This window comes from Roseospira marina (assembly GCF_014197855.1).
Lineage (GTDB): Bacteria > Pseudomonadota > Alphaproteobacteria > Rhodospirillales > Rhodospirillaceae > Rhodospira > Rhodospira marina.
The window spans coordinates 389,108-409,167 of the sequence record NZ_JACIGJ010000002.1; the positions used below are offsets into that span (position 1 = coordinate 389,108).

A 20,060-nucleotide genomic window follows, 5' to 3' on the forward strand; every position below is an offset into this window, starting at 1 on the left:
TGGCGGTCCTTCGGCCGTTGCCTCCGGGTGCCCCTGCGCCACATGACCCCGCCCGCGTCCCCATCTGGGGATGCGGGTCCTTTGTATCCAAACCGCTTTCCATATAGGCCGTCCGACCCATATAGGCCGTCCGACGCTGGTCCCGGCCGCAGGCGCCTCCGAGGCCGTCCGGCCGAATGGTGCGACCGCGCCGGTTCCTAGACGCGACATCGGGCAGACGCCACATGGTGCATGGGTCCCGATCCGTCAGGATACGTGCTGAGCCGTTTGGGCACAGGGCCCGATGACCCAAGAACCAGAAAAGGAAACGCTGCCATGAGAACGAAACACAAAATAATGACTGGGCTGGGTGTCATCCTGGTGATCAGCCTGACGCTCGTCTGGATGCGGTGGGGTCCAGATTCCTGGGAAGTCCAGATCACCGGCACAACCGGAGACGGGCGCGAGATCCAGTATCGGATTGACACCGTTTACGCCGGTACAGCCGATACGCTGATCTTCAAGAACCAGGACGCCGGTTTCTTTCCGCCTTATTTCAAATTTGATTCCGCGAACCTGCAATCCGTCGCCAATCGAGTGACCCGCGAATGCCCGCAAGAACCCGTGATCGTAAACGGATACGGCATGCGCATTCCCTTCCTCGATATGTTCCCCAATGCCACCTCCATTGAGGCGCCGGAACGGTGCCGGAAGGCGCCCTCGGACCCGGGCTCCAGTGAGACCAATGGCGCCAGCTGAGGGCCCTGGCGCGCACCGTCTTCGAAACATCCAGCCTGCGACCCGACGGAACGCTGCGCAGGATCCATGCGTTAGTGTATCGGTATCGAAACGGACATGAAAGGAGACCCATCATGAACTGGGATGAAGTCAAAGGCCGCTGGAAGCAGGTCAAGGGTGACGCCAAGATCCAGTGGGGCAAGCTGACCGACGACGAACTCGATCAGATCGAAGGCAATCGCGACAAGCTGGTCGGCAAGCTCCAGGAGAAATACGGCAAGACCCGCGAGGAAGCCGAGAAAGACGTTGATTCCTGGAACCCGTAAGCACGGGAATATGGTCATTGGACGATGCGCAGATCGCGGATCTCGCGCTCAATCCAGATCAGAACCAGAGCCACGCTCGCCAAACCGGGCCCGTTTTTTGGATCCGGTTCTGGCACGCGACCCAGGTCTAATATCGGCCTGCATACTAGCCTGCGGTGAGGCCAACTCACCGCAGGCTAGAGTATCCGTGTTGATCAAGCGGCTTTTGGCATCCAGGAACGCCCTGCCTTGAGCAGGGCGTTCGCGAGGCCGACGAGCTTTCGCATGATGGCGACCTTGGCGGGTTTTCCGGCATGGACGAGGGCGTCGTATTTGGCCTTCATGTCGGGATTGAAGCGCACCGCGACGAGGGCGGGCATGTAAAGGGCCCGGCGGACGTTGGCGCGTCCGCCGCGACTGAAGGCACGGCCGGTCCATCGTCCGGATTGCCGGGTGACTGGGGCCAGGCCGGCGAGGCTGGCGGCTTGTCCTGCTTCCATGGTGCCGAGTTCCGGCATCTCGATCAGCATGACGAAGGCGATCAGGCGGGCGATCCCCGGAATGCTCACCAGGATGTCGAAGCGCCGGGCCAGGTCTTCGTCGGCTTGGATTCGGCTTTCGATCTCAGCCTCGACCGCAGCGAGTTGCCGTTCGATGTGCTTCAGGCGTTCGGCGCTCTGGCGTTTCAGCAAGGCGATGCGAAGGCTCTTGGCCCTGTTTTTCGCTGCCGTCCGATCCTTGACCAGCGCCTCGCGGGCGATATGGAGCTGTTTGAGGTCGGCGATCCCCTCGGTTTGCGGAGACCTGGGTTCCAGGGTGAGCAACGCTCCCATCCTGGCCAACAGCGCCGTGTCGAGAGGGTCGGTCTTGGCCAGTGTGCCGGTGGCTTCGGCAAAGCGTCGGGCTTGGCGCGGGTTGACCTTCACCAGGGGCAGACCGCGTCGGGCCAGGGCGCGCTCGAACGCCGCGTGATACGGGCCGGTCGGTTCGAACACCACCCGAGCCACCTCCGGGCCGATCCAGGCGATCAGGGCGCGGTGCCCCGCCGGACTGTTGGGAACACAATGGCGGTCGCCATCCGGCAGGCGATGCGCATCGAGAGTGCCTTTCGAGATGTCCACGCCGATGGTAGTGTCAGTCATCTTTTCCCGGTCCTGTGCTTGTCATACGGGCCTTGAGGCCCTGGTATCCATTCAGGCCATAAGGAAAAGACGGGGCGACCTCACTCTAACGCGGCGCTGCAATCGCCAGCGAATTCACGGTCCGACCCCGCCACTGGCCGGGGGTGCCCCCCCCGGCCAGTGGCCCAATCTTGCCGATCGAGCCGCCCCAAACCATAAGACAAGCGGATTCCGATCATTCTGGTTCATAGCCAGTGGCGGCGAAGAAGCTGCGGCAGTCTTGAACGGTGACCGCATCAAGGGCGTCGCGGATGGCGTCCCAGAGGTCGGTGACGGTGCGGGCGGCGGCGCTTTTCAGGAACGCCTTGATCTTCGAGAACGCCAGTTCGATCGGGTTGACGTCAGGGCTGTAGGCCGGCAGAAACCGGAGTTCGGCGCCGGCGCGCTCGATGGCCTGTCGGATCGCGGTCGGTTTGTGGGGCGGCAGATTGTCCATCACCACGATGTCGCCGGGGCTCAGCGTGGGGACCAGGACCTGCTCCACATAGGCCAGGAACGCCGCCCCGGTCATGGCGCCGCCGAGGGTCATGGGGGCCGTCATCCCCGACAGCCGCAGCGCGCCCACGAACGTCGTCGTATTCCAATGGCCATGCGGCACAGGGGCGCGGCAGCGCTCGCCCCTCGGCGCCCGACCGAACAGCCGCGCCATCTTCGTCGATGTGCCCGTCTCATCGATGAACACCAGACGCTCGGGGTCGAGGTCCGGCTGGGCGTCGAACCAGGCCCGGCGGGCGGCGGCTACGTCGGCTCGCTCCTGTTCGGCAGCGTGCGCCATCTTTTTTTCCGCGTCACGCCGTGGCGCTGGAAAAACCGACACACCACGCTCTGCAACGGGCGATAGCCGCCGGTCTCGGCTTCGAGACGCTCGGCCACCTCCGCCAGTGTCAGGTCGGGTTCTGCCTCGATCCAGCCAAGGATGAGATCGCGATACCCATCGATCCGATGGGACCGGACGTTGCCACCGCGTTTGTCCGGCTCAAGGTCGCCGCGCGTTCGTGCTCGCGCAACCCAGCGGATCGCCGACGACACGCCGACACCAAACCGTTCGGCCGCCGCACGGCGTGATGCACCCGCCTCTACGGCTTCAACAACACGTCGGCGAAGATCAACAGAGAGGGCCTTGGACATGAAGACTGGCCTCCTGCTCCAGCCCTCATCTTGAATCACAGAACCCCCGTCCTGGGAATCCCCAGATTCATATGCCGCTCAATCCGCTCTAGTCGCCCTTGGCATCATCATCGCCGGAGCCGTGATGAGCCTTTATGAGGGCTTTTGGTGAGTCGTGAACAACCGAGCAGGAGAGTTTAGCCGGCCATTCTCCCCGATCTTGGCTTCGGGGCTGACCCAACCACGTCACAGAGTGTATCTGTCTTAGTTTCTGTGACGTGATTGGGTCGGATGAAATCGAACGATTTCAGTAGGTTACGCTTCAAAAAATGGTGCCCAGGGACAGATTCGAACTGCCGACACGGGGATTTTCAGTCGGATTCTTTGCCTGTGATTTCAGTTGCTTAGCAGTAGAATCGACGTAAATTCATGCCTGGGCGTCAATGGGTTAGGGGCCGGATGTAAAGCGTTAAGCACGCACCGAAAACCATGCTCGACATCCTACCCTGCCCCACTACGTTTTGCGCGACGGCACCTCGGTTTTGATTAAGCGCGCGGTAAGTGTTTCATCGTTGGCGCACACCATGCCACTGTTCCAGTTCCGACGCCTTGCTGGAAAAGCGCACTGGTGCGCGGCGCGCTACTTCTTCTGAAGGACGCGGACAAATATGAACGCTTATTAAGCAAAGCACTCGAAACAAACAGCGCAACATAAAAGTCGTCCCCATGAAACACTATTATGCACACTCTTCGTCGGACAAAAAAGACAAAAAATATTGGCAACCATTATCCAATCATCTGAGAGCCGTCTCGTCGCTTGCGCAAGAGCGCGGTAAAAAGCTCAATATTTGCAACACCTCGGGTCTGGCCGGGCTCCTTCATGATCTCGGGAAATACACGGCTGAGTTCCAAGCCCGCCTGGACGGTGCCGAGCCGGTCGATCACGCCACCGCCGGGGCCCAATGGGCCCATCGCCCGAAGAGTCCCTACGACCCGATAACAGCCGACATGCTGGCCTATGTCATCGCCGGACATCACAGCGGTCTCCCCGATCGGGAAGGTGCTGAAGACCGGTCACTTCAGGCGCGTTTAAAGAAAGCCGTTCCAGCGCCGGATCCAGTTTGGTTGCAAGAGATTGGACCGGTGCCACATCCCAAGTTCAGCAGCACCTTCAAACCGAACAAGGAACGCCTGGGCTTTCAGGTCGCCATGCTGACCCGGTTCTTGTTCTCCTGTCTCGTGGATGCCGATTACCGCGACACCGAGGCCTTCTACGCGACCGCCAACGGCGAGACCATAAGCCGGGGCATGGATCAGACGCCGTCCGATCTGGCCCCCCGCTTGACCGACTACCTGAACCACCTGCGAGCGACGGCCGAAGACAAACCCCTCAACCATCTGCGCCGCCGGGTTCTGGAGCATGCGCGGGAGCGCGCCGCTCTGGCCCCTGGAGTGTTCTCGCTGACCGTTCCGACGGGCGGCGGCAAGACGTTGACCTCGTTGGCCTTCGCCATGGAACACGCCAAGACCCACGGCCTGGACCGGATCATATATGCCATTCCCTTCACCTCGATCATCGACCAGACGGCCCAGGTGTTCCGGGACATTTTGGGGGACGGTGTGGTGCTGGAGCATCACACCGCTCTGGATAGAGGCGAATTGTCTGAGCGCGACGGCGCCGACAAGCTGAAGCTGGCCATGGAGGACTGGGACGCGCCACTGGTGGTCACCACCACGGTCCAGTTTTTCGAAAGCCTGTTCTCCCATCGCCCGGCGCGCTGCCGCAAACTGCACAACGTCGCCCATAGCGTCATTATATTGGACGAGGCGCAAACCCTGCCACTGCCCGTGCTGCGCCCCTGCGTGGCGGCCCTGGACGAACTGGCGCGCAATCACGGCTGCTCCATCGTGCTATGCACGGCCACCCAACCGGCCCTGGGAGCGGATCGCTTCGATGGAGGACTGGAGAACGTACGGGAACTGGCGCCTGACCCGGGGAAGCTTCAGAAAACCCTGACACGCACCACCATCCGTCACGCGGGATTGATGAGTGACACGGCCTTGATTGAGGCCCTCGGCGCGCACCAACAGGCGCTGGTGATCGTCAACAGCCGCGCCCATGCCCTAGCGCTCTATCGGGCAGCTCAGGCCGCCGGGCTGGACGGTGTGATTCACCTCAGCACTCGTCAGGTGGCGGCGGACCGGCAAGCTATCCTGGTCCGAGTACGAGAGACGTTGGCGGTGGAAACGCCCTGCCGGGTCATCGCGACATCCTTGGTGGAAGCCGGTGTCGATGTTGATTTTCCAGTGGTTTTCCGAGCCGAAGCCGGGTTGGATTCCATCCTGCAAGCCGCCGGGCGCTGCAACCGCGAAGGTCGCCGGGCGGCCAGCGACAGCCCGGTGATGATCTTCGAAGCCCCGGACTGGCCCGCCCCCCGCGCGGTGCGAGACTTCGCGGCAGCGACACGGCATGCGCTCGCCAAACACCCGGATCCGGCAACGCTGGACGCCATCAAAGCCTATTTCGAGGAGGTCTACTGGCGCAAAGGAGCAAACGCCCTGGATCGTGACAGCGTGCTGGAGCGATTCGTCGCTGGCCGCACGGGAACGGATTTCGCGTTCCGCAGCGTCGGGGAGACGTTCCACCTGATCGCCGACGGGCTGGATCCGGTGATCATTCCCCGGAATGACAACGGCTGCCGCATGGCCCTGGACGCCCTGCCCTTCGCCACCCACACCGGCGGACTGGCCCGCGCCCTGCAGCGTTTCACGGTTCAGATCCCTCCGAAGGATCGCGACCGATTGATGGCCTCCGGACAGGTGAATTTCCGCGACCCGGCCAAGCAGTTCGCGGTTCTGGAAGATCCGACCCTCTACACGCCGGAAACCGGCCTGATCTGGGAGGAGGCGGGCGACCTGCGCCCCTCAGAGTCCGTATGGTGAGTTCAAGATACCTTAAAGGAATGTGCAGCTTGACAGTCACACCTCCGAGTGACAGCATTTTTACAGGTTTAACTCGCCGAGAACCCTCTTAACGAGCAAGCAATCGCCCCTCCCGTGAGTCCTGAGCGGAGAGGGCGCTCGTGTCGGCCATGATCCGTGGCTGCGGATTGAAATCTTTACGGGATATTGCTTGCCCCGCCACATGCCGGAGCGGCGGGGTCGTAAGGTCGCTTACCGCCGCCATAGCAGCGACGGGCGAACAGGAAAGGTGTGTCCATGAGCTATGGAGTCAAACTGCGGGTGTCCGGACCGTTCGCTTGCTGGACTCGTCCGGAACTCAAAGCCGAAAGGGTTTCCTACGACGTGCCGACACCCTCGGCGATTCGGGGAATCCTTGAAGCCGTCCACTGGAAACCGGCCATCTGCTGGCATGTGTCCCGCATCCATGTGCTGAAACCGATCCGATTTACTTCGATCCGCCGCAACGAAGTGGCCAGCAAAATCCCCGTGACGACCGCACGGCGGGCCATGAAGACCGGGTCCCTGGCCGAGCTGGGCCTGACCATCGAGAAAGACCGCCAGCAGCGGGCCGCCACTGTCCTCGTGGATGTGGATTACGTCGTCGAGGCCGCTTTCACTCTCACCCCCAAGGCGGGGCCGGACGACACACCGGGCAAGCACCTAGACATCTTCAACCGCCGCGTCCGCAAAGGGCAGTGCTTTCATCAGCCCTGCCTGGGGACGCGAGAGTTTGACGCCCGCATCGACGTGCTGGACCCCGACGCACCACCTCCTCCCCCCATCCCGGAAACCCGGGACCTGGGCTACATGCTCTACGACATCGATCACGCCAACGACCGCGGCGCCTTGTTCTTCCGCGCTCGCATGGACAGCGGAATCGTCACGGTCCCGGCACCGGACTCGCCGGAGATCCGCAGATGACCATGCTCTTTGCCTTGGGCCAGCTGTATGAGCGGTTAGCGCAGACACAGACCGTGCCGCGCTTCGGCTACAGCCTGGAAAAGATCGGTTTTTGCATCGTGCTCGACACCGCAGGCGGCGCGCGCGAAGTTCTCGATCTGCACACTCGGGAGGCCAAGAAAAAACCCCGCCCCCGAATGCTGGCCGTGCCCACCTCGGAAACGCGCACCTCGGGCATCGCGCCCAACACTTTGTGGGACAAGACGTCCTATGTGCTCGGCATCACCGCCGGCAAGGACACCCGCACCCAGCGTGAGCACGAGGCGTTCAAGACGCGGCATCAAACGTTGCTTGCCGACACGGACGACCCTGGCCTGCGGGCATTGCGGGCCTTTCTCGATCAATGGACACCGGATCAATTCGGCCTGCCGCTGTTCCCGGAAGAGATGCGCGACGCCAATGTGGTGTTCCGCTTCGACGACGATCGTTGTTTTCTGCACGATCGCCCGGCGGCGCAAGCGCTTTGGGAGACCGAACACGGCGCGGACGACGCTTTGAACGGGGCGTGCCTAGTCAGCGGCCGGCACACATCGCTCACCCGTCTGCACACCCCCATCAAGGGCGTCTGGGGAGCCCAGACTTCGGGGGCCCCATTGGTGTCGTTCAACTTCGATGCCCTCGAATCCTACGGCCACAAGAAAGGCGCCAACGCCCCGGTGGGCGTGGCGACAGCGTTCGCCTACACCACGGCGCTGAACCACCTGCTGGCCACGGACAGCCGCAACCGCCTACAGATCGGCGACGCCTCGACGGTCTTCTGGGCCGAGGCCTCGGACGACGACCCGGACGCCGCCGAAGAAACAGCCCAGGTGGCGGAGGACTGCATGGCCGTGCTGTTCGGCGACGCCGATCCGGACGCGGACACCAAGATTGCGGAAGGGCGCTTGCGAACGGTCCTGGAGGGAATCGCCCAGGGGCGCCCCCTCGCCGACGTGGACCCACGCGTCGATGCCGCCCGCTTCTACATCCTCGGCCTATCGCCCAACGCCGCCCGACTGTCGGTTCGCTTCTGGCTGGAGAACACCTTCGGCGCCTTCGCCCGGCACATCGGCGCCCACACCCGGGACCTACGCCTGGAGCCACCGCCCCGGCATCCCCATCCCTCGCCCTGGCGGCTGCTGCTGGAAACCGCCGTCCAGCACAAACGCGAGAACATCCCCAAGCAGCTGGCCGGGGAGCTGACGCGCGCCATCCTCACCGGGCAACGCTATCCCGCAACCTTGCTCTCCACCCTACTCATGAGGCTGCGCAGCGACGGCCGCGTCAATGACCTACGCGTGGCACTGCTCAAGGCCATCGTCGCCCGCACCCATCGCCTGGACCCTCATCCCGTCACGGAGGAACCGCCCGTGTCCCTGGACCCCGACAACACGGACCCCGGCTATCTGCTCGGCCGTCTGTTCGCCCTGTATGAATCCGTGCAACGCGCGGCCCTGCCGGGCGTCAAGGCCACGGTGAAGGACAAGTTCTACGGCGCCGCCTCCAGCACGCCGCAAAGCGTCTTCCCGCTCATCGACCGGGGCTCGGCCCCCCATCTGGCCAAGCTGCGCAAGGAAAAGCCGGGACTGGCCATCACCCTGGAACGCGACATCGCCGCCGTCATGGCACGGATGGCCCCGGGCGCGGATCCGTTCCCGCGCGCCCTGCCCCCGGCCCAGCAGGCGCTGTTCGCGCTCGGCTACTACCACCAGAGCTACCGGCCCAGGAAAAACGCCGACGGAGCCTCATCAGCCGAGGCGGAGGGCGAAAACGCCTCCACCACCCGCACGGCCGCCACCGACGCCTAACCCACGGAGATCGCTCCCATGACCGCTTTGGCCCACCGTCACGACTTTGTTTTGTTCTTCGATGTCGTCAACGGCAACCCGAACGGCGACCCGGACGCCGGCAACCTGCCGCGCATCGACCAGGAAACCCAGCACGGCCTTGTCTCCGACGTCTGCCTGAAGCGCAAGGTGCGGAACTTCACGGAACTGGCACGAGGCACCGACCCCGGCTTTCGCATCTACGTTCAGGACGGCTCCATCCTCAACGAACGCCACCGCGAGGCTTATGCGGAGGTGCGCGCCGGCGACGCCAAAGTGACCAGCGAGAAGAAGCTAAATCCCAAGGACGATACCGAGGCGGTCGCCCTTCAGGCCTTCATGTGCCAGCAGTTTTTCGATATCCGCACATTCGGCGCCGTCATGGGCACGGGCATCAACTGCGGTCAGGTGCGAGGTCCGGTCCAGTTCACCTTTGCCCAGTCCATGGATCCCATCGTTCCGCAGGAAATCACCATCACCCGCATGGCGGCCACCACCGAAAAGGAAAAGAAGGAGCGTCAGGAAGGCAGTGACGAGACCAGCGGGGATCAGCGCACCGACAACCGGACCATGGGCCGCAAGCATATCGTACCCTATGGCCTCTATCGCATGCACGGCTTCGTCTCCGCCAAACTGGCCGAGCGAACCGGCTTTTCCGACGAAGATCTGACGTTCTTATGGCAGGCCCTGGGCCAGATGTTCGAGCACGACCGGTCAGCCGCCCGCGGCGAGATGACAGCGCGACGCCTGATCGTCTTCCGCCACGACAGTGCCTTGGGCAATGCCCAGGCCCACAGCCTGTTCGACCGTGTCACCTGCCGGCGCAGCGGCGACGCCGCCACGCCTGCGCGCGGCTTCGGCGATTACACCATCACCGTGAACACCGACGGCCTGCCCGACGGCATCACGGTGGTACGGCCGGTCTGATCCCGGCGGCCATCATGACGACCGACCCGGTCCCCATCGCCGCCCTTCAGCACATGCTCTATTGCGCGCGCCAGTGCGCCCTGATCCATGTGGAGCGCGTGTGGGAGGAAAACCGCCTGACAGCGGAGGGACGGGTGCTGCACGACACCGTGGATCAGCGCCAGCAGCACCGTCGCCGTGGTGTCCGGGTCGTCACCGCGCTGCCCGTGTATAGCCTTCACCTAGGATTGAGCGGGATCGCCGATGTGGTGGAGTTCCATCAGGGACCAGAGGGCGAAACACCGTATCCCGTGGAATACAAGCGCGGGCGCCCCAAAGCGCACCGCGCCGACGCCGTGCAACTGTGTGCCCAGGCTCTGTGCCTGGAAGAGATGACCGGTCGCCCGGTTTCCGAGGGCGCTCTGTTCTATGGCGAAACCCGGCGGCGACAGGGGGTCGCCTTCGACACCGATCTGCGGGCCCTGACCGAGGATACGGTCACGCGCGTTAAGGTCTTGCTGGCAGAGACAACGCTGCCCCCGCCCACCGAAGACTCCCGCCGTTGCCGGGCCTGTTCGCTCAACGAGCCGTGCCGCCCCGACCTTGCGGGGCGGTCGGCGCACGGGTGGTGGACTCGTCGGGTCGAGCGGCTGATGGCCGGCGATGACGCAGACAGCGAGGACGACCTGCCATGAAACAGCTCCTCAACACCCTTTATGTGACCACGCCGGGGACCGGGCTACGCAAGGACGGCGAGACGGTCCTGATCGAACGGGAAGACAGCCTGCCAGGCCGCATTCCCATGCACATGCTGGGCAGTCTGGTGGTGTTCGGCGGCGTTTGGATATCTCCGCCGTTGATTGAGGCCTGCGCCAGCGGTGGCATCACCATCGTGTTGTTGAACCGCCAGGGACGCTTCCAGGCGCGGATCGAAGGCCCGGTCAGCGGCAACGTTCTGCTGCGCCGGGCCCAATACAAGGCCAGTGAATCCGCCGTTGGCACGGGGATCGTCCAGGCCATCGTGGCGGGCAAGATCGCCAACCAGCGCGCCGTGCTAATGCGGACTCTGCGCGACCGCCCAGAAGCGGGCTCCGACGCGGACACCGAAGCTGGATCCGCACTGCGACCGGCCACGGAGCGACTGGCGGACATCCTGCGCCGCCTCCGCCGCCCGGATCAGGATATCGACGCCTTGCGCGGCCTGGAGGGTGAGGCCGGGCAGGTCTATTTCGCTGTCTTCGATCATCTCCTGCGGACCGATACGGACCCTGTCTTGCGCTTCCACGGGCGCAGCCGACGCCCGCCACGGGATGCGACCAACGCTCTGCTGTCGTTTCTGTATACCCTACTGGTGCATGACTGCCGCGCAGCGCTGGAAAGTGTCGGTCTGGATCCGGCCGTCGGGTTTCTGCACCGTGACCGCCCGGGCCGTCCCAGTCTCGCTCTCGACCTGATGGAGGAACTGCGGCCCATCCTCGCCGACCGTCTGGCTCTGTCCCTGATCAACCGTCGGCAGATCCAGGGCTCCGATATCCGCGCCCTAGATGGCGGCGCCGTTCTGCTCACAGACGACGCCCGCAAGACCGTTCTGACCGCTTGGCAGGAACGCAAACGCGAGAGCCGCCGCCACCCCTTTCTCGGCGAGTCCGCCCCAATTGGGCTGGTGCCCTTTCTCCAGGCTCAGATGCTGGCGCGCCATCTGCGGGGCGACCTGGACGCCTATCCCCCCTGGCTGTGGAAGTAGCCGACGAAAAAGGACCCCCGGTCATGATGCTTCTCGTCACGTATGACGTCGCGGTTTCGTCGCCCGGCGGCGCGAAAAGGCTGCGCCATGTGGCGCGCGCCTGCCAGGACTTTGGCCAGCGCGTGCAGTTGTCGGTGTTCGAAATCGAGGTCACACCGGCGCAATGGACCGCCTTGAAGGCGCGCCTGGAAGATGTCATCGACCCAGCCCAGGACAGCCTGCGTTACTACAACCTGGGCGCCAATTGGCAGCGCAGGGTCGAACACGTGGGGGCCAAACCCGCCCTGGATCTGAACGGACCACTAATCGTGTGACAGCACGGGAAGCGGTGGGGGGGGGCATCCGGAAAGAGGGGGCGCGAACCGCGAGCACCCCGGCAATCCCAGGCAGGTTCGCACCGGCCCTATACCCCTGAAAACATGGCGAATTCGTGCTGCACCGACAACCGTCGGGTCACAAACTGGGCTGTGAGGGGCAAGGTCCGCGCCACCGTCCCGGTTTTCCGTTCGTGTTCAGCACACTACACTGGTGGAGTCGCCCCCCGTGCGGGGGCGTGGATTGAAACGTGGGTCCGAACACGCCGACCTGGAAATCCGCCGGTCGCCCCCCGTGCGGGGGCGTGGATTGAAACCCGGCGCACGTCAGCCCGGTCTGCCTCGACATCGTCGCCCCCCGTGCGGGGGCGTGGATTGAAACGCTTCCTTGGACTTCAGCGGGGACAAAATCAGAGGTCGCCCCCCGTGCGGGGGCGTGGATTGAAACCAGGCCGTGCCGATCACGCCCACCTTGAGCGGTGTCGCCCCCCGTGCGGGGGCGTGGATTGAAACTGAAATTGAGGCACAGCAGGCTGGGTCGTTTGACGTCGCCCCCCGTGCGGGGGCGTGGATTGAAACACGGGGCGCTGGACTGCTGGACTACCGCCAACGCCCCGGTCGCCCCCCGTGCGGGGGCGTGGATTGAAACACGGGTGCAGCCGGGGCAATGGCGGCGAATGGGGGTCGCCCCCCGTGCGGGGGCGTGGATTGAAACGGGGCGGACTCGGGCGATCTCATCGAGGTCGCCGGTCGCCCCCCGTGCGGGGGCGTGGATTGAAACTTTTGTCGTGTCATCAATTCCAGAGGACGCCCCTGTCGCCCCCCGTGCGGGGGCGTGGATTGAAACATGAGCTTGCGCGACCATTTCGCGGGGCGGGCACTGACCGTCGCCCCCCGTGCGGGGGCGTGGATTGAAACGCCCAATGGCAAGCCGGACGGGATCAAGATCATCGTCGCCCCCCGTGCGGGGGCGTGGATTGAAACTCATAGGTGAGTGTTGGCGGCCGCCACGCAGCGGGTCGCCCCCCGTGCGGGGGCGTGGATTGAAACATGCGGGTCGCGCAGGAGAGCAGTTCGGCCGGGATGGTCAGGCAGGCGCGGGGCGCCCCCCCCTCACCCTGTTCCAGCGCATAATCACCGTCAGGAAGTGCACGCTGAAAATCGTGCGGGGGGTTGCAGGAGCTGGATATCGGGCGGATATGCGGCTGCCGACCACGACGCCCTTACGGGCCAGACACCACCACCTCAACCTTTTATGGTTTTAAGCTTGTTTAATTTTGCAGGAAATTTTAGGTTTATACGTGAATACACTTTTCGCGCGAGCGCCGTTGGCAGGCGCAGCCGACTGGCCTATGCCGGTTCTAACTTACTGATGGGGTCCGACGATGCGTTTTTTTCGATTAGTCCTCGCCGTGTCTTTTTTATTTGGTTTTTCAAATACAGGGCACGCTCAAAATTGCAACTCAGGCGCCTCTAATTATTACTCTGAATATAACTTTGGAGAAACACTCAGCGCACTTAGAAATGGCTGCACGAACACGCTTGGTCCGCGAGAAACAGTTTTTATAGGAGGTTTCTTTTCGTCAGCTTTTAAAAAAAATTGCCCCCTTGGAATTTCTGAAGATGAAGAATCCGAAGTTAGTTCTTTTGTGCAAGCGACCGTATTCGAGATGACTGGAAATCCATTTAGCAATCAAGATCCTATACGTCAAAATTCAGAAACGATCCAGAAAGCATCGGCATTTTCAGCAGGGCAGGAAACATTTGATAAACTCGGAGGGTGTGGCAATCACTTCCTGCCCATTATCTCGCGAGGTCTTTATGTGTATGTCACAAATTTAAATTCAAACAATGTTTATATAGATAGCTGTACGGGCTATGAGGGAGGATCGAATACTGATAGTTACTGTAAATGCTTAGTCAAGTATGGATCTAAAATCATCCCAAACATCGCGAGCCATAGATTCGATCCGAGCTTTAGCGACATGGTTGGAAGAAACCCGCTTGTTGCAGCGGGCATAATGATGCAGTGCAAGCTTGAAGAATAGAGTTTGAATGACGGTTTTTGCCGCATCTATTTTGAATCTCTGAAATTGAGGACTGCCCGCATCTTAGCCCGGCAGGTCTCCCCGGCGGTGCGTTCGATGGTCAGGGCTTCGAGCAGGCCGCGCAGGGTGGGCGTGGGTTCGGGGGCGCCGGGTGGGCAGGTGAGGAGTTCGGCCGGGATGGCCGGGCAGGCGCAGGGCGGCGGGTCAGTCGGCGCCGTCCGGGTGGGCGTACAGCCGACGAACAAGAGCAGCGGCAGCAGGGGGCAGAGGATCGTCCAGGCGTCCGTCCGGGTCTTGGGCATGGCGCAGAGCCTCCAGCGTGGCGGCGCGGGTTTCGATAAGGCGGGCGGTCTGGGCATGGGCGCGGGACAGGGCTTCGACCACGGCGGCCTGATCGGCTTCCGCGTCGGCATAGGCGGCATCCCACGCGGCCACGGAGGCCCGCAGGCCCTCGACCTGGGCGGCGAGGGTGTCGCGCTCCGCCTGGACGCTCCGCATCCACCACCCGCCGCCGATCAGGACGGCGGCCAGCCCCAGCCAGGGGGTGAGTCGCAACAGGGCGGTCATGGTGCGCTCTCTCCCGTCCGGCCCGCATGGCACAGCTCGCGTTCGGCGGCGCGGCGCTCCACGATGCCCCGGCAGTTGGACGCGGGATCCCGGCAGTCGCGCCCGCCCGCATAGACGTACAGCGCGATGGCGTCGCAGGCGGCGCCCAGGCGCCCGGCATTGACGCGCCGGAGGACGGGCGCGCAGGTGCCGAGCCCGGTGTTGAAGCACAGAGACGTGAGGGCGGCGAGCGAGGCGTCCGGGATGTCGACCACGATCCGGTCGTCGACGTCGGCCAGGACCCGCCCGACCTCGGACGCGAACAGGGCCTCGCATTCGGCCCGGGTGGCGGTGTCGCCGGGGCGGACGCCCTCGGTGTGGCCCCGGCAGAGCGTCCACACGCCGACGCTGTCCTGATAGGCCGTCAGGGACAGGCCCTCGTGCGGGCCGATGAACGCGGCGGCGATGGCCCCCGCGCCCAGGCCGGCGGCGCTCAGGGCCGCGCGGACCACGGCCCTCATCGGGGGACGTCCCGGCGGACGCGCCGCTCGCGCAGCCACGCCCGCCACCAGCGCCAGCACAGGAAGGCGAGCCCGACCAAAAGGCTCGCGAAGGTGAGCCACTGGTTGACCACGGCCAGCGGCGGCGCCCAGCCGGGCGCGGACGCCACGGTGGCGCCGGTCAGGGTGTCGAGGGTCTTGCTCGGCATGGCGGAGTCCTTCCAGACACACAAACACCCCGCACGGGGCGGGGCGCGAACAGAGGCAGCGGTTTCGGAATGGCGCCCGGGTCAGGTGCCCGTAAACAATTCCGCTTCCAGGCGGGTGATGAAGCCGGACCGGTCGAGGGTGTGCGTCACCTTGGCGATGCGCCACGCGGCCGGGATGCCGGGCCGGATGCCCTCCAGCACCAGCTTTTGTTCGGCCGCCACGGTGGGGTTCCCGGGCAGGGTGGCGCGGAAGGTGGCCTTGGCGCGGTCGCCCTGGGCTTTGGTCGCGCGGGCGGTCGCGACGGCCTCGGTGTCCGTCGCGCGGGTGTAGCGCACGGCGGTGCGGGGCTCGGTGCCAGCGGTTTCGGTGCGCAGCTCGGCCGCGCCCAGGTCCCAATGTTCCGCCTGGGTGCCGCCGTCGTCACCCTGACCTGCCCCCTGGCCGGGATCCTTGCGGGCGGCGTGGGTGTAGCTCCAGGTCGACAGGTCGCGCGGGCGCAGGCGCAGCTCCGGCAGCGGTTGGCCGGAGACGGACTTGGCGGTGCCCTTGGGTGCCAGCACCAGCCGACCAGCGCAGGGTTTGACGATGCCGTCGTGCGCCTCCGCCAGCCGATTCAGGAAGGCCATGGGCGATTCCTCGGTCTGGTCGGCGTGATCCACGGCGATGGCGTCCAGGGCCGGTGAGACGACGGCCGTGTATCCGAACCCCGCCGCCAGGGTGCGGGCGATGTCGCCGAGGGTGGTGGCGTCCCAGGATCGGGTGGCGGGCGTGCGGAACGGCCCCGGCATATCGGCGTGACGGGCGCGCACGGTCAGGGTCTCCGGCGGGCCGCTGTAGGTGATCTCGTCCACGATGTAGGTGCCGGTCTCGACCAGCCCGGTGGCGCGGGCGCCCAGGGCGACGGTCAAGCGGGTGCCGATCTCCGGCAGGGCGGCGCGACGGCCGCCGGACAGCGGGCGGTCGTCCAGCTTCAGCGTGACCTGATCCGACGTCACCCCGGCCTCGTCCTGGACCGTGAGCGACAGCAGACGGTCCCGGATGGCGGCGGTGATGTCGGTGCCATTGGCGTGCAGCGCGACGTCCGGGGTCATGGTCAGTCCCAAATCCGCACGACGGAGGCGGCGGCCGGGGCCGCGCGATCCGGCAATGTAATGAGGAGTCCGGCGGGTAGCGACGGCCCGTAGGCGGCAAGGCCCGGGTTGGCGTCCAGCACCGCCTCGACCGGGCCGGACGCGGTGCCGTAGTGGCGCCAACAGATCCAATCCACGGTGTCGCCGTCGCGGGTGCGGTACAGGGCACTCATGCGGCGTCCTCCCCGTACATCTGCAAACGGGCCTGGAAGTCGATGCGCCGGGCCGCGCCGTTGTCGAGGAACACCGTGCGGGTGTCCCCGACCTCCAGCAGGACCCAGAGGCCATGCACGCCGCCGGTGCCGTCGACCAGATCGAGCGGCTCCCCGGCGGCGGCCATGTCGGCCATGGCGTCGATCTGGGACAGCCCACCGCCGAAGCCGGGGAACAGCGTGCCCTCCAGGTCGAGCGTCGGCAGCGCCGGGCCGGTGAACTGCGCCGCCGGCAGCCGGCCGAAGCGGTCTTGCGTCGCCCAGGTGTAGGACCGCACGCGGCGGAGCCGGTCGAAGGCGGCGGTGCCGACCGCAAACCGGAACTCGCCCAGCGCCATCAGGATGCGATTGGCCACGGGAACGCCCTCCTAATCATACAAACTCGCCCGTTCGTCGGCCGCCTGGGCGTCGCGGGCGTCCTCCAGGGCGCGGCGCACCGCGTCCTCGACGGCCGTTTCGACGGTGCGGCGCAAGGCATCGGGCTCCACGGCGCCGTTGACGGTGAGATGCACGGTGGTGGTGACGGAGGGCCCGCCGGCCGCTCCGGCCGGGCGCCCATCCCGCCCGGGCACCCCCGCCGATCCCGGCGTTTGCGGCCCGTGGATTTCGACCGTCTCCGTCTGGATCTGCGGTGTGGGGGCGTCCGGCCCGGTCTCCAGCGGCGCGACGGGCGCGCCCAGGATTAGGGCGGCGCCGGTGGCGGGGGCCAGGGTGCCGCGCGTGGCGCCCATCACCCGATCCGTCAGGGGCCGTGTGTCGCCGGGCGCGCCCGGCCGCTCCGAGGGAGGCACGATGCCATACCGCTCCGCGCCGAACGCGGCGGGTTCGGACCCCGCGGGATCCGGCCTCGGCGGCGGGGCCGTCCAGGTGTCGCCCGCGTCCTCAAACCCCAGCTGCTCCTTGACCCAACCGGGCAGCATGCCGGTCAGTTTCTGGACGGCCTGATCGAGCCACGCCCGGAACTTGTCCCATTTTGCCCGGACGCCGTCCCACAAGCCGCCGATGAAGTCGGCGCCGACGGCGTACAGGTCGATGCCGAACAGATACTGGACCAACCCGTCGATGGTGTCGGCCAGGATCAGCACCGGGTTGAACGCGGCCAGCACGCTCACGATGCCGTTCAGGAACCCGTCCTCGAACGCCGCCGAAATGCCCGCGAACTTCTCGGTGAAGTAGGCCACGATGGCGTCCCAGTTCTGATAGATCAGGTAGGGCGTGCCATTGGATCAGCTCTTCGGGGGGCATGGCGTCGAGGGCGTCGGGCGGCCAGTGGAACACGGCGGCGATGTCGGCCATGGCCGCCCGGCAGGCGGCGGGGCTCAGACCGCCGTCCCGGTAAAACCCGCGACCACCTCGCCGATGGTGGCCAGATCGCGGGCGTCGAGTTCGTCGACCTCGGCCGGGGTCAGGTCGGCCAGGGAGCCGATCAGCCACAAGGTCTTGTCCAGATCGCCGGAGCCGGCGCGGTCCATGCGGCGCAGGTCGCCGACCTTGGGACGGCGCAGGGTGACGGTGGAGAGGGTGCGCCCGTCGACGGTGACGGGCACGGTCAGGGCCAACGTGGTTGGTTCGGTGGTCGGTTCGGACATAACGGTTTCCTTTGAACGCGGGTGGCAGGGCACCAAACGGCCCGACTGGGGGGTATTGGTGGGCCGGGGCCCCGCATTGGCCAAAGGCCGGCCCCTCGGGGCCGGCCGATCCTCCGTCACATCCCAATGGCGTCGCGCAGGGCGGCGAGCTGGTCGGTGCCGTCGATCATGCGGACCATGTTCAGCACATCGATCTCGACCAGGGCGGCCCCGGCGATGGCGACCTTGTAGTAGGTCAGCGACCCGGCGACGGTCAGGGTGGTCAGCTCGCCCGGCTTCCAGGTGCCCAGGTCCAGCTCCCGGAACGTGCCGCGCAGGGTCAGCGCCACCGACTGCACGTCACTGCCCCCCTGACGCGTCAACCCGCCGCGCAGGGTCAGCGGCACGCCGTCGCGCCCCAGAACGCCGAACGAGCGGAACAGGTCCGCGTCCACGCCCGCGACCACGAAGCCGATCTCCAGCTTTTCCATGCCCAGGTCGATCTCGACCGGCGCGTCCAACCCGCCCGAGCGGTAGTCGGCGGTCTTGATGGTCAGCTTGGGCAGCGTCACCTCGTCCAGCTGCCCGGCGTAGCCCTGCCCGTCCACGAACAGGTTCATCTTATGCACGACGGTGGGAAGGCGCAGGGCCATCACAGGATCTCCTCAAGGTAATCCGCCACCAGATGCGAGCGGAATGTGATGTGCTCGGCCGGATACGGCGGGGTGAAGTCGAAGTTGAAGAACACCTTGCCGTCGGCGATGTTCATCGGGCTGTTCAGGTCGGGGTCCGGCCAACAGCGCCCGCCCAGGATCGCCCCTTGCGCCTGGAGGGAACGCAGATAGGCGTTCACGCCCTCGGCGACGTCCTCCAGGTACGTCTTGGTGATGTTGCGATCGACGGCCCACAGGTGGGCGCGCAGCAGCGAATCCTGGATGATGTCCGCCGTCCGCCGCACCGACAGGAAGGCGAACAGCGGATCGTCGGAACAGGTGCGGTTGCCCCACAGGCGGTAGCCGTCCTCGCGGATGAGGGTGGCGACCTCGCCGGCGTTGAGCACGTTGGCCCGGGCACTGGCATCGCCCAGGGCGAAGTCCACCGGCCGGGCGGTGCCGACGATGCCGTTGATGGTCTGGTTCGACGGCGACCACCAGAAGCCCCGGTCGTTGTCGATGCGCGCGATCAGGCCGGCGACGCGGGCGCTGGCGGGCTCCGTGACCACCGCGCCCTCGCGCGAGGCCCGCACCCACGGATCGATCACATAGACCCGGGCACTGCCCCAATCGCCCCGGTAGGCCATGGCGGCGGCATCCGTGGTGTTGGGACCGTCGGCCAGGATCACGGCGCGCAGGCGCTGGGCGATGCCGAGCAGCTCGGCCACCACCGGGTTCGCGGTGGCGGTGCCCTCCACGTCCGGCCGCTGGTGCGTCCAGCCGGGCGCACACAGAATGCGCGGGGTCACCCCCAGGGTGGTCTGGGCGGCGAGCAGGGCATGCACGCCCTCATAGGCGCCGGTCTCCGCGTTCACCCCGCCGATGACGTTGGCCAGCGTGGCGGGCTCGTCCGCACCGTCGTCGATCCGGACCACGACCACCAGGGCGCCGATCTGGTCGAAGACGCCGTCGAGGGCCGCCGGCAGGGTGCCGGCGGTGCCCAACTTGGCCCCTTCGGTGCGGGAACCCGCCACCAGGACGGGCGCGTTGAGCGGGAAGGCGTCCGCGTCGGCCTCGGGCGCGGTGCCCACAAGGCCGATGACGGCGGACGTGACGGTGCGGATGGGGCGCGGGCCGTCGGTGATCTCGACGACCTCGACCCCATGGAGGAACTGTTCGGGCACGAAGGG

The 20,060-nt window shown here is 65.5% G+C and carries 22 protein-coding genes, 1 pseudogene and 1 CRISPR repeat array; of the genes and pseudogenes, 10 read left to right on the forward strand and 13 right to left on the reverse strand.

Annotation, left to right across the window (positions count from 1 at the left end; all coding sequences use genetic code 11):
- The first annotated feature begins 315 nt into the window (after nucleotides 1-315).
- A complete protein-coding gene (locus GGD82_RS04250) occupies nucleotides 316-738 on the forward strand; it encodes a DUF1523 family protein (RefSeq protein WP_150060862.1) in 423 nt (140 codons plus the stop codon).
- A 113-nt stretch (nucleotides 739-851) separates the two neighbouring features.
- Nucleotides 852-1,043, forward strand: a complete 192-nt coding sequence (locus GGD82_RS04255) for a CsbD family protein (protein ID WP_150060861.1) — start codon at nucleotides 852-854, stop codon at nucleotides 1,041-1,043.
- A 194-nt stretch (nucleotides 1,044-1,237) separates the two neighbouring features.
- Here the strand turns inward: GGD82_RS04255 and GGD82_RS04260 are convergent, their stop codons facing one another.
- Together GGD82_RS04260 and GGD82_RS04265 are read right to left on the reverse strand one after the other, a co-directional pair.
- On the reverse strand, nucleotides 1,238-2,164 hold the full coding sequence (locus GGD82_RS04260; protein ID WP_150060860.1) for an IS110 family transposase: 927 nt from the start codon (nucleotides 2,162-2,164) through the stop codon (nucleotides 1,238-1,240).
- Between the two features lie 214 nt (nucleotides 2,165-2,378).
- Nucleotides 2,379-3,331, reverse strand: a protein-coding gene (locus GGD82_RS04265) for an IS630 family transposase (RefSeq protein ID WP_246163688.1) whose coding sequence is annotated in 2 segments (ribosomal slippage) — nucleotides 2,379-2,989 and nucleotides 2,989-3,331 — 954 coding nt in all. Because the reading frame shifts where the segments join, the coding sequence is not laid out codon by codon here.
- A 705-nt stretch (nucleotides 3,332-4,036) separates the two neighbouring features.
- On the opposite strand from GGD82_RS04265, the gene cas3 reads away from it, so the two are divergent.
- The 8 genes from cas3 (at nucleotide 4,037) to GGD82_RS04305 (ending at nucleotide 14,051) form a co-directional block, all read left to right on the forward strand.
- Entirely contained in the window at nucleotides 4,037-6,253 is a 2,217-nt protein-coding gene (gene cas3 / locus GGD82_RS04270; protein ID WP_150060859.1) for a CRISPR-associated helicase Cas3', read from the forward strand.
- A gap of 276 nt (nucleotides 6,254-6,529) precedes the next feature.
- Nucleotides 6,530-7,195 carry a type I-C CRISPR-associated protein Cas5c gene (gene cas5c, locus GGD82_RS04275; RefSeq protein ID WP_150060858.1) on the forward strand — a complete coding sequence of 222 codons (666 nt, stop codon included), beginning with the start codon at nucleotides 6,530-6,532 and terminating at the stop codon, nucleotides 7,193-7,195.
- Nucleotides 7,192-9,021 (forward strand): type I-C CRISPR-associated protein Cas8c/Csd1, encoded by a 1,830-nt coding sequence (cas8c, locus tag GGD82_RS04280; RefSeq protein WP_150060857.1) that lies wholly within the window; start codon nucleotides 7,192-7,194, stop codon nucleotides 9,019-9,021. The genes cas5c and cas8c overlap by 4 nt, the downstream gene beginning before the upstream one ends.
- 18 nt (nucleotides 9,022-9,039) lie before the next feature.
- The gene (gene cas7c, locus GGD82_RS04285; protein ID WP_150060856.1) at nucleotides 9,040-9,966 is read left to right on the forward strand and encodes a type I-C CRISPR-associated protein Cas7/Csd2; all 927 of its coding nucleotides are present in this window, start codon (nucleotides 9,040-9,042) and stop codon (nucleotides 9,964-9,966) included.
- A 14-nt stretch (nucleotides 9,967-9,980) separates the two neighbouring features.
- Nucleotides 9,981-10,640, forward strand: coding sequence for a CRISPR-associated protein Cas4 (gene cas4, locus GGD82_RS04290; RefSeq protein ID WP_211364685.1), 660 nt, complete (start codon nucleotides 9,981-9,983; stop codon nucleotides 10,638-10,640).
- A complete protein-coding gene (gene cas1c, locus GGD82_RS04295) occupies nucleotides 10,637-11,689 on the forward strand; it encodes a type I-C CRISPR-associated endonuclease Cas1c (protein ID WP_150060855.1) in 1,053 nt (350 codons plus the stop codon). Before cas4 ends, cas1c begins: the two co-directional genes overlap by 4 nt.
- 23 nt (nucleotides 11,690-11,712) lie before the next feature.
- On the forward strand, nucleotides 11,713-12,003 hold the full coding sequence (gene cas2 / locus GGD82_RS04300) for a CRISPR-associated endonuclease Cas2 (RefSeq protein ID WP_170284132.1): 291 nt from the start codon (nucleotides 11,713-11,715) through the stop codon (nucleotides 12,001-12,003).
- Nucleotides 12,004-12,222: 219 nt separating this feature from the next.
- Nucleotides 12,223-13,053: direct repeats of the CRISPR family, unit length 32 nt; unit sequence GTCGCCCCCCGTGCGGGGGCGTGGATTGAAAC.
- Between the two features lie 335 nt (nucleotides 13,054-13,388).
- The gene (locus tag GGD82_RS04305) at nucleotides 13,389-14,051 is read left to right on the forward strand and encodes a hypothetical protein (protein WP_150060854.1); all 663 of its coding nucleotides are present in this window, start codon (nucleotides 13,389-13,391) and stop codon (nucleotides 14,049-14,051) included.
- A gap of 204 nt (nucleotides 14,052-14,255) precedes the next feature.
- On the opposite strand, the gene GGD82_RS04310 is transcribed toward GGD82_RS04305, so the two are convergent.
- The 11 genes and pseudogenes from GGD82_RS04310 to GGD82_RS04360 form a co-directional block, all read right to left on the reverse strand.
- Nucleotides 14,256-14,618, reverse strand: a complete 363-nt coding sequence (locus GGD82_RS04310; protein WP_150060853.1) for a hypothetical protein — start codon at nucleotides 14,616-14,618, stop codon at nucleotides 14,256-14,258.
- Entirely contained in the window at nucleotides 14,615-15,118 is a 504-nt protein-coding gene (locus tag GGD82_RS04315) for a lysozyme (protein ID WP_150060852.1), read from the reverse strand. The genes GGD82_RS04310 and GGD82_RS04315 overlap by 4 nt, the downstream gene beginning before the upstream one ends.
- The gene (locus GGD82_RS04320; RefSeq protein WP_150060851.1) at nucleotides 15,115-15,306 is read right to left on the reverse strand and encodes a hypothetical protein; all 192 of its coding nucleotides are present in this window, start codon (nucleotides 15,304-15,306) and stop codon (nucleotides 15,115-15,117) included. Before GGD82_RS04320 ends, GGD82_RS04315 begins: the two co-directional genes overlap by 4 nt.
- Before the next feature lie 81 nt (nucleotides 15,307-15,387).
- Nucleotides 15,388-16,398, reverse strand: coding sequence for a phage late control D family protein (locus GGD82_RS04325; protein ID WP_150060850.1), 1,011 nt, complete (start codon nucleotides 16,396-16,398; stop codon nucleotides 15,388-15,390).
- Nucleotides 16,399-16,400: 2 nt separating this feature from the next.
- A complete protein-coding gene (locus tag GGD82_RS04330) occupies nucleotides 16,401-16,610 on the reverse strand; it encodes a tail protein X (protein ID WP_150060849.1) in 210 nt (69 codons plus the stop codon).
- Complete coding sequence (locus GGD82_RS04335) at nucleotides 16,607-17,005, reverse strand: phage tail protein (RefSeq protein WP_211364684.1); 399 nt, start codon at nucleotides 17,003-17,005, stop codon at nucleotides 16,607-16,609. The genes GGD82_RS04330 and GGD82_RS04335 overlap by 4 nt, the downstream gene beginning before the upstream one ends.
- A 12-nt stretch (nucleotides 17,006-17,017) precedes the next feature.
- A complete protein-coding gene (locus GGD82_RS04340) occupies nucleotides 17,018-17,830 on the reverse strand; it encodes a hypothetical protein (RefSeq protein WP_246163718.1) in 813 nt (270 codons plus the stop codon).
- 46 nt (nucleotides 17,831-17,876) lie between these two features.
- Nucleotides 17,877-17,945 (reverse strand): annotated as a pseudogene (locus tag GGD82_RS21360) (GpE family phage tail protein); the annotation flags it as partial.
- Nucleotides 17,946-17,968: 23 nt separating this feature from the next.
- Entirely contained in the window at nucleotides 17,969-18,238 is a 270-nt protein-coding gene (locus tag GGD82_RS04350; RefSeq protein WP_150060846.1) for a phage tail assembly protein, read from the reverse strand.
- Nucleotides 18,239-18,354: 116 nt separating this feature from the next.
- On the reverse strand, nucleotides 18,355-18,870 hold the full coding sequence (locus tag GGD82_RS04355; protein ID WP_150060845.1) for a phage major tail tube protein: 516 nt from the start codon (nucleotides 18,868-18,870) through the stop codon (nucleotides 18,355-18,357).
- The gene (locus GGD82_RS04360) at nucleotides 18,870-20,054 is read right to left on the reverse strand and encodes a phage tail sheath subtilisin-like domain-containing protein (RefSeq protein WP_211364683.1); all 1,185 of its coding nucleotides are present in this window, start codon (nucleotides 20,052-20,054) and stop codon (nucleotides 18,870-18,872) included. Before GGD82_RS04360 ends, GGD82_RS04355 begins: the two co-directional genes overlap by 1 nt.
- Nucleotides 20,055-20,060 lie beyond the last annotated feature (6 nt).

Coding starts and splice junctions, on each gene's coding strand:
- GGD82_RS04310 (WP_150060853.1), bottom strand. CDS start 14,618: ATGACCGCCCTGTTGCGACTCACCCCCTGGCTGGGGCTGGCCGCCGTC.
- cas4 (WP_211364685.1), top strand. CDS start 9,981: ATGACGACCGACCCGGTCCCCATCGCCGCCCTTCAGCACATGCTCTAT.
- GGD82_RS04325 (WP_150060850.1), bottom strand. CDS start 16,398: ATGACCCCGGACGTCGCGCTGCACGCCAATGGCACCGACATCACCGCC.
- GGD82_RS04255 (WP_150060861.1), top strand. CDS start 852: ATGAACTGGGATGAAGTCAAAGGCCGCTGGAAGCAGGTCAAGGGTGAC.
- GGD82_RS04320 (WP_150060851.1), bottom strand. CDS start 15,306: ATGCCGAGCAAGACCCTCGACACCCTGACCGGCGCCACCGTGGCGTCC.
- cas2 (WP_170284132.1), top strand. CDS start 11,713: ATGATGCTTCTCGTCACGTATGACGTCGCGGTTTCGTCGCCCGGCGGC.
- GGD82_RS04305 (WP_150060854.1), top strand. CDS start 13,389: ATGCGTTTTTTTCGATTAGTCCTCGCCGTGTCTTTTTTATTTGGTTTT.
- cas1c (WP_150060855.1), top strand. CDS start 10,637: ATGAAACAGCTCCTCAACACCCTTTATGTGACCACGCCGGGGACCGGG.
- GGD82_RS04260 (WP_150060860.1), bottom strand. CDS start 2,164: ATGACTGACACTACCATCGGCGTGGACATCTCGAAAGGCACTCTCGAT.
- cas8c (WP_150060857.1), top strand. CDS start 7,192: ATGACCATGCTCTTTGCCTTGGGCCAGCTGTATGAGCGGTTAGCGCAG.
- GGD82_RS04250 (WP_150060862.1), top strand. CDS start 316: ATGAGAACGAAACACAAAATAATGACTGGGCTGGGTGTCATCCTGGTG.
- GGD82_RS04315 (WP_150060852.1), bottom strand. CDS start 15,118: ATGAGGGCCGTGGTCCGCGCGGCCCTGAGCGCCGCCGGCCTGGGCGCG.
- GGD82_RS04355 (WP_150060845.1), bottom strand. CDS start 18,870: ATGGCCCTGCGCCTTCCCACCGTCGTGCATAAGATGAACCTGTTCGTG.
- GGD82_RS04350 (WP_150060846.1), bottom strand. CDS start 18,238: ATGTCCGAACCGACCACCGAACCAACCACGTTGGCCCTGACCGTGCCC.
- cas7c (WP_150060856.1), top strand. CDS start 9,040: ATGACCGCTTTGGCCCACCGTCACGACTTTGTTTTGTTCTTCGATGTC.
- GGD82_RS04330 (WP_150060849.1), bottom strand. CDS start 16,610: ATGAGTGCCCTGTACCGCACCCGCGACGGCGACACCGTGGATTGGATC.
- cas3 (WP_150060859.1), top strand. CDS start 4,037: ATGAAACACTATTATGCACACTCTTCGTCGGACAAAAAAGACAAAAAA.
- cas5c (WP_150060858.1), top strand. CDS start 6,530: ATGAGCTATGGAGTCAAACTGCGGGTGTCCGGACCGTTCGCTTGCTGG.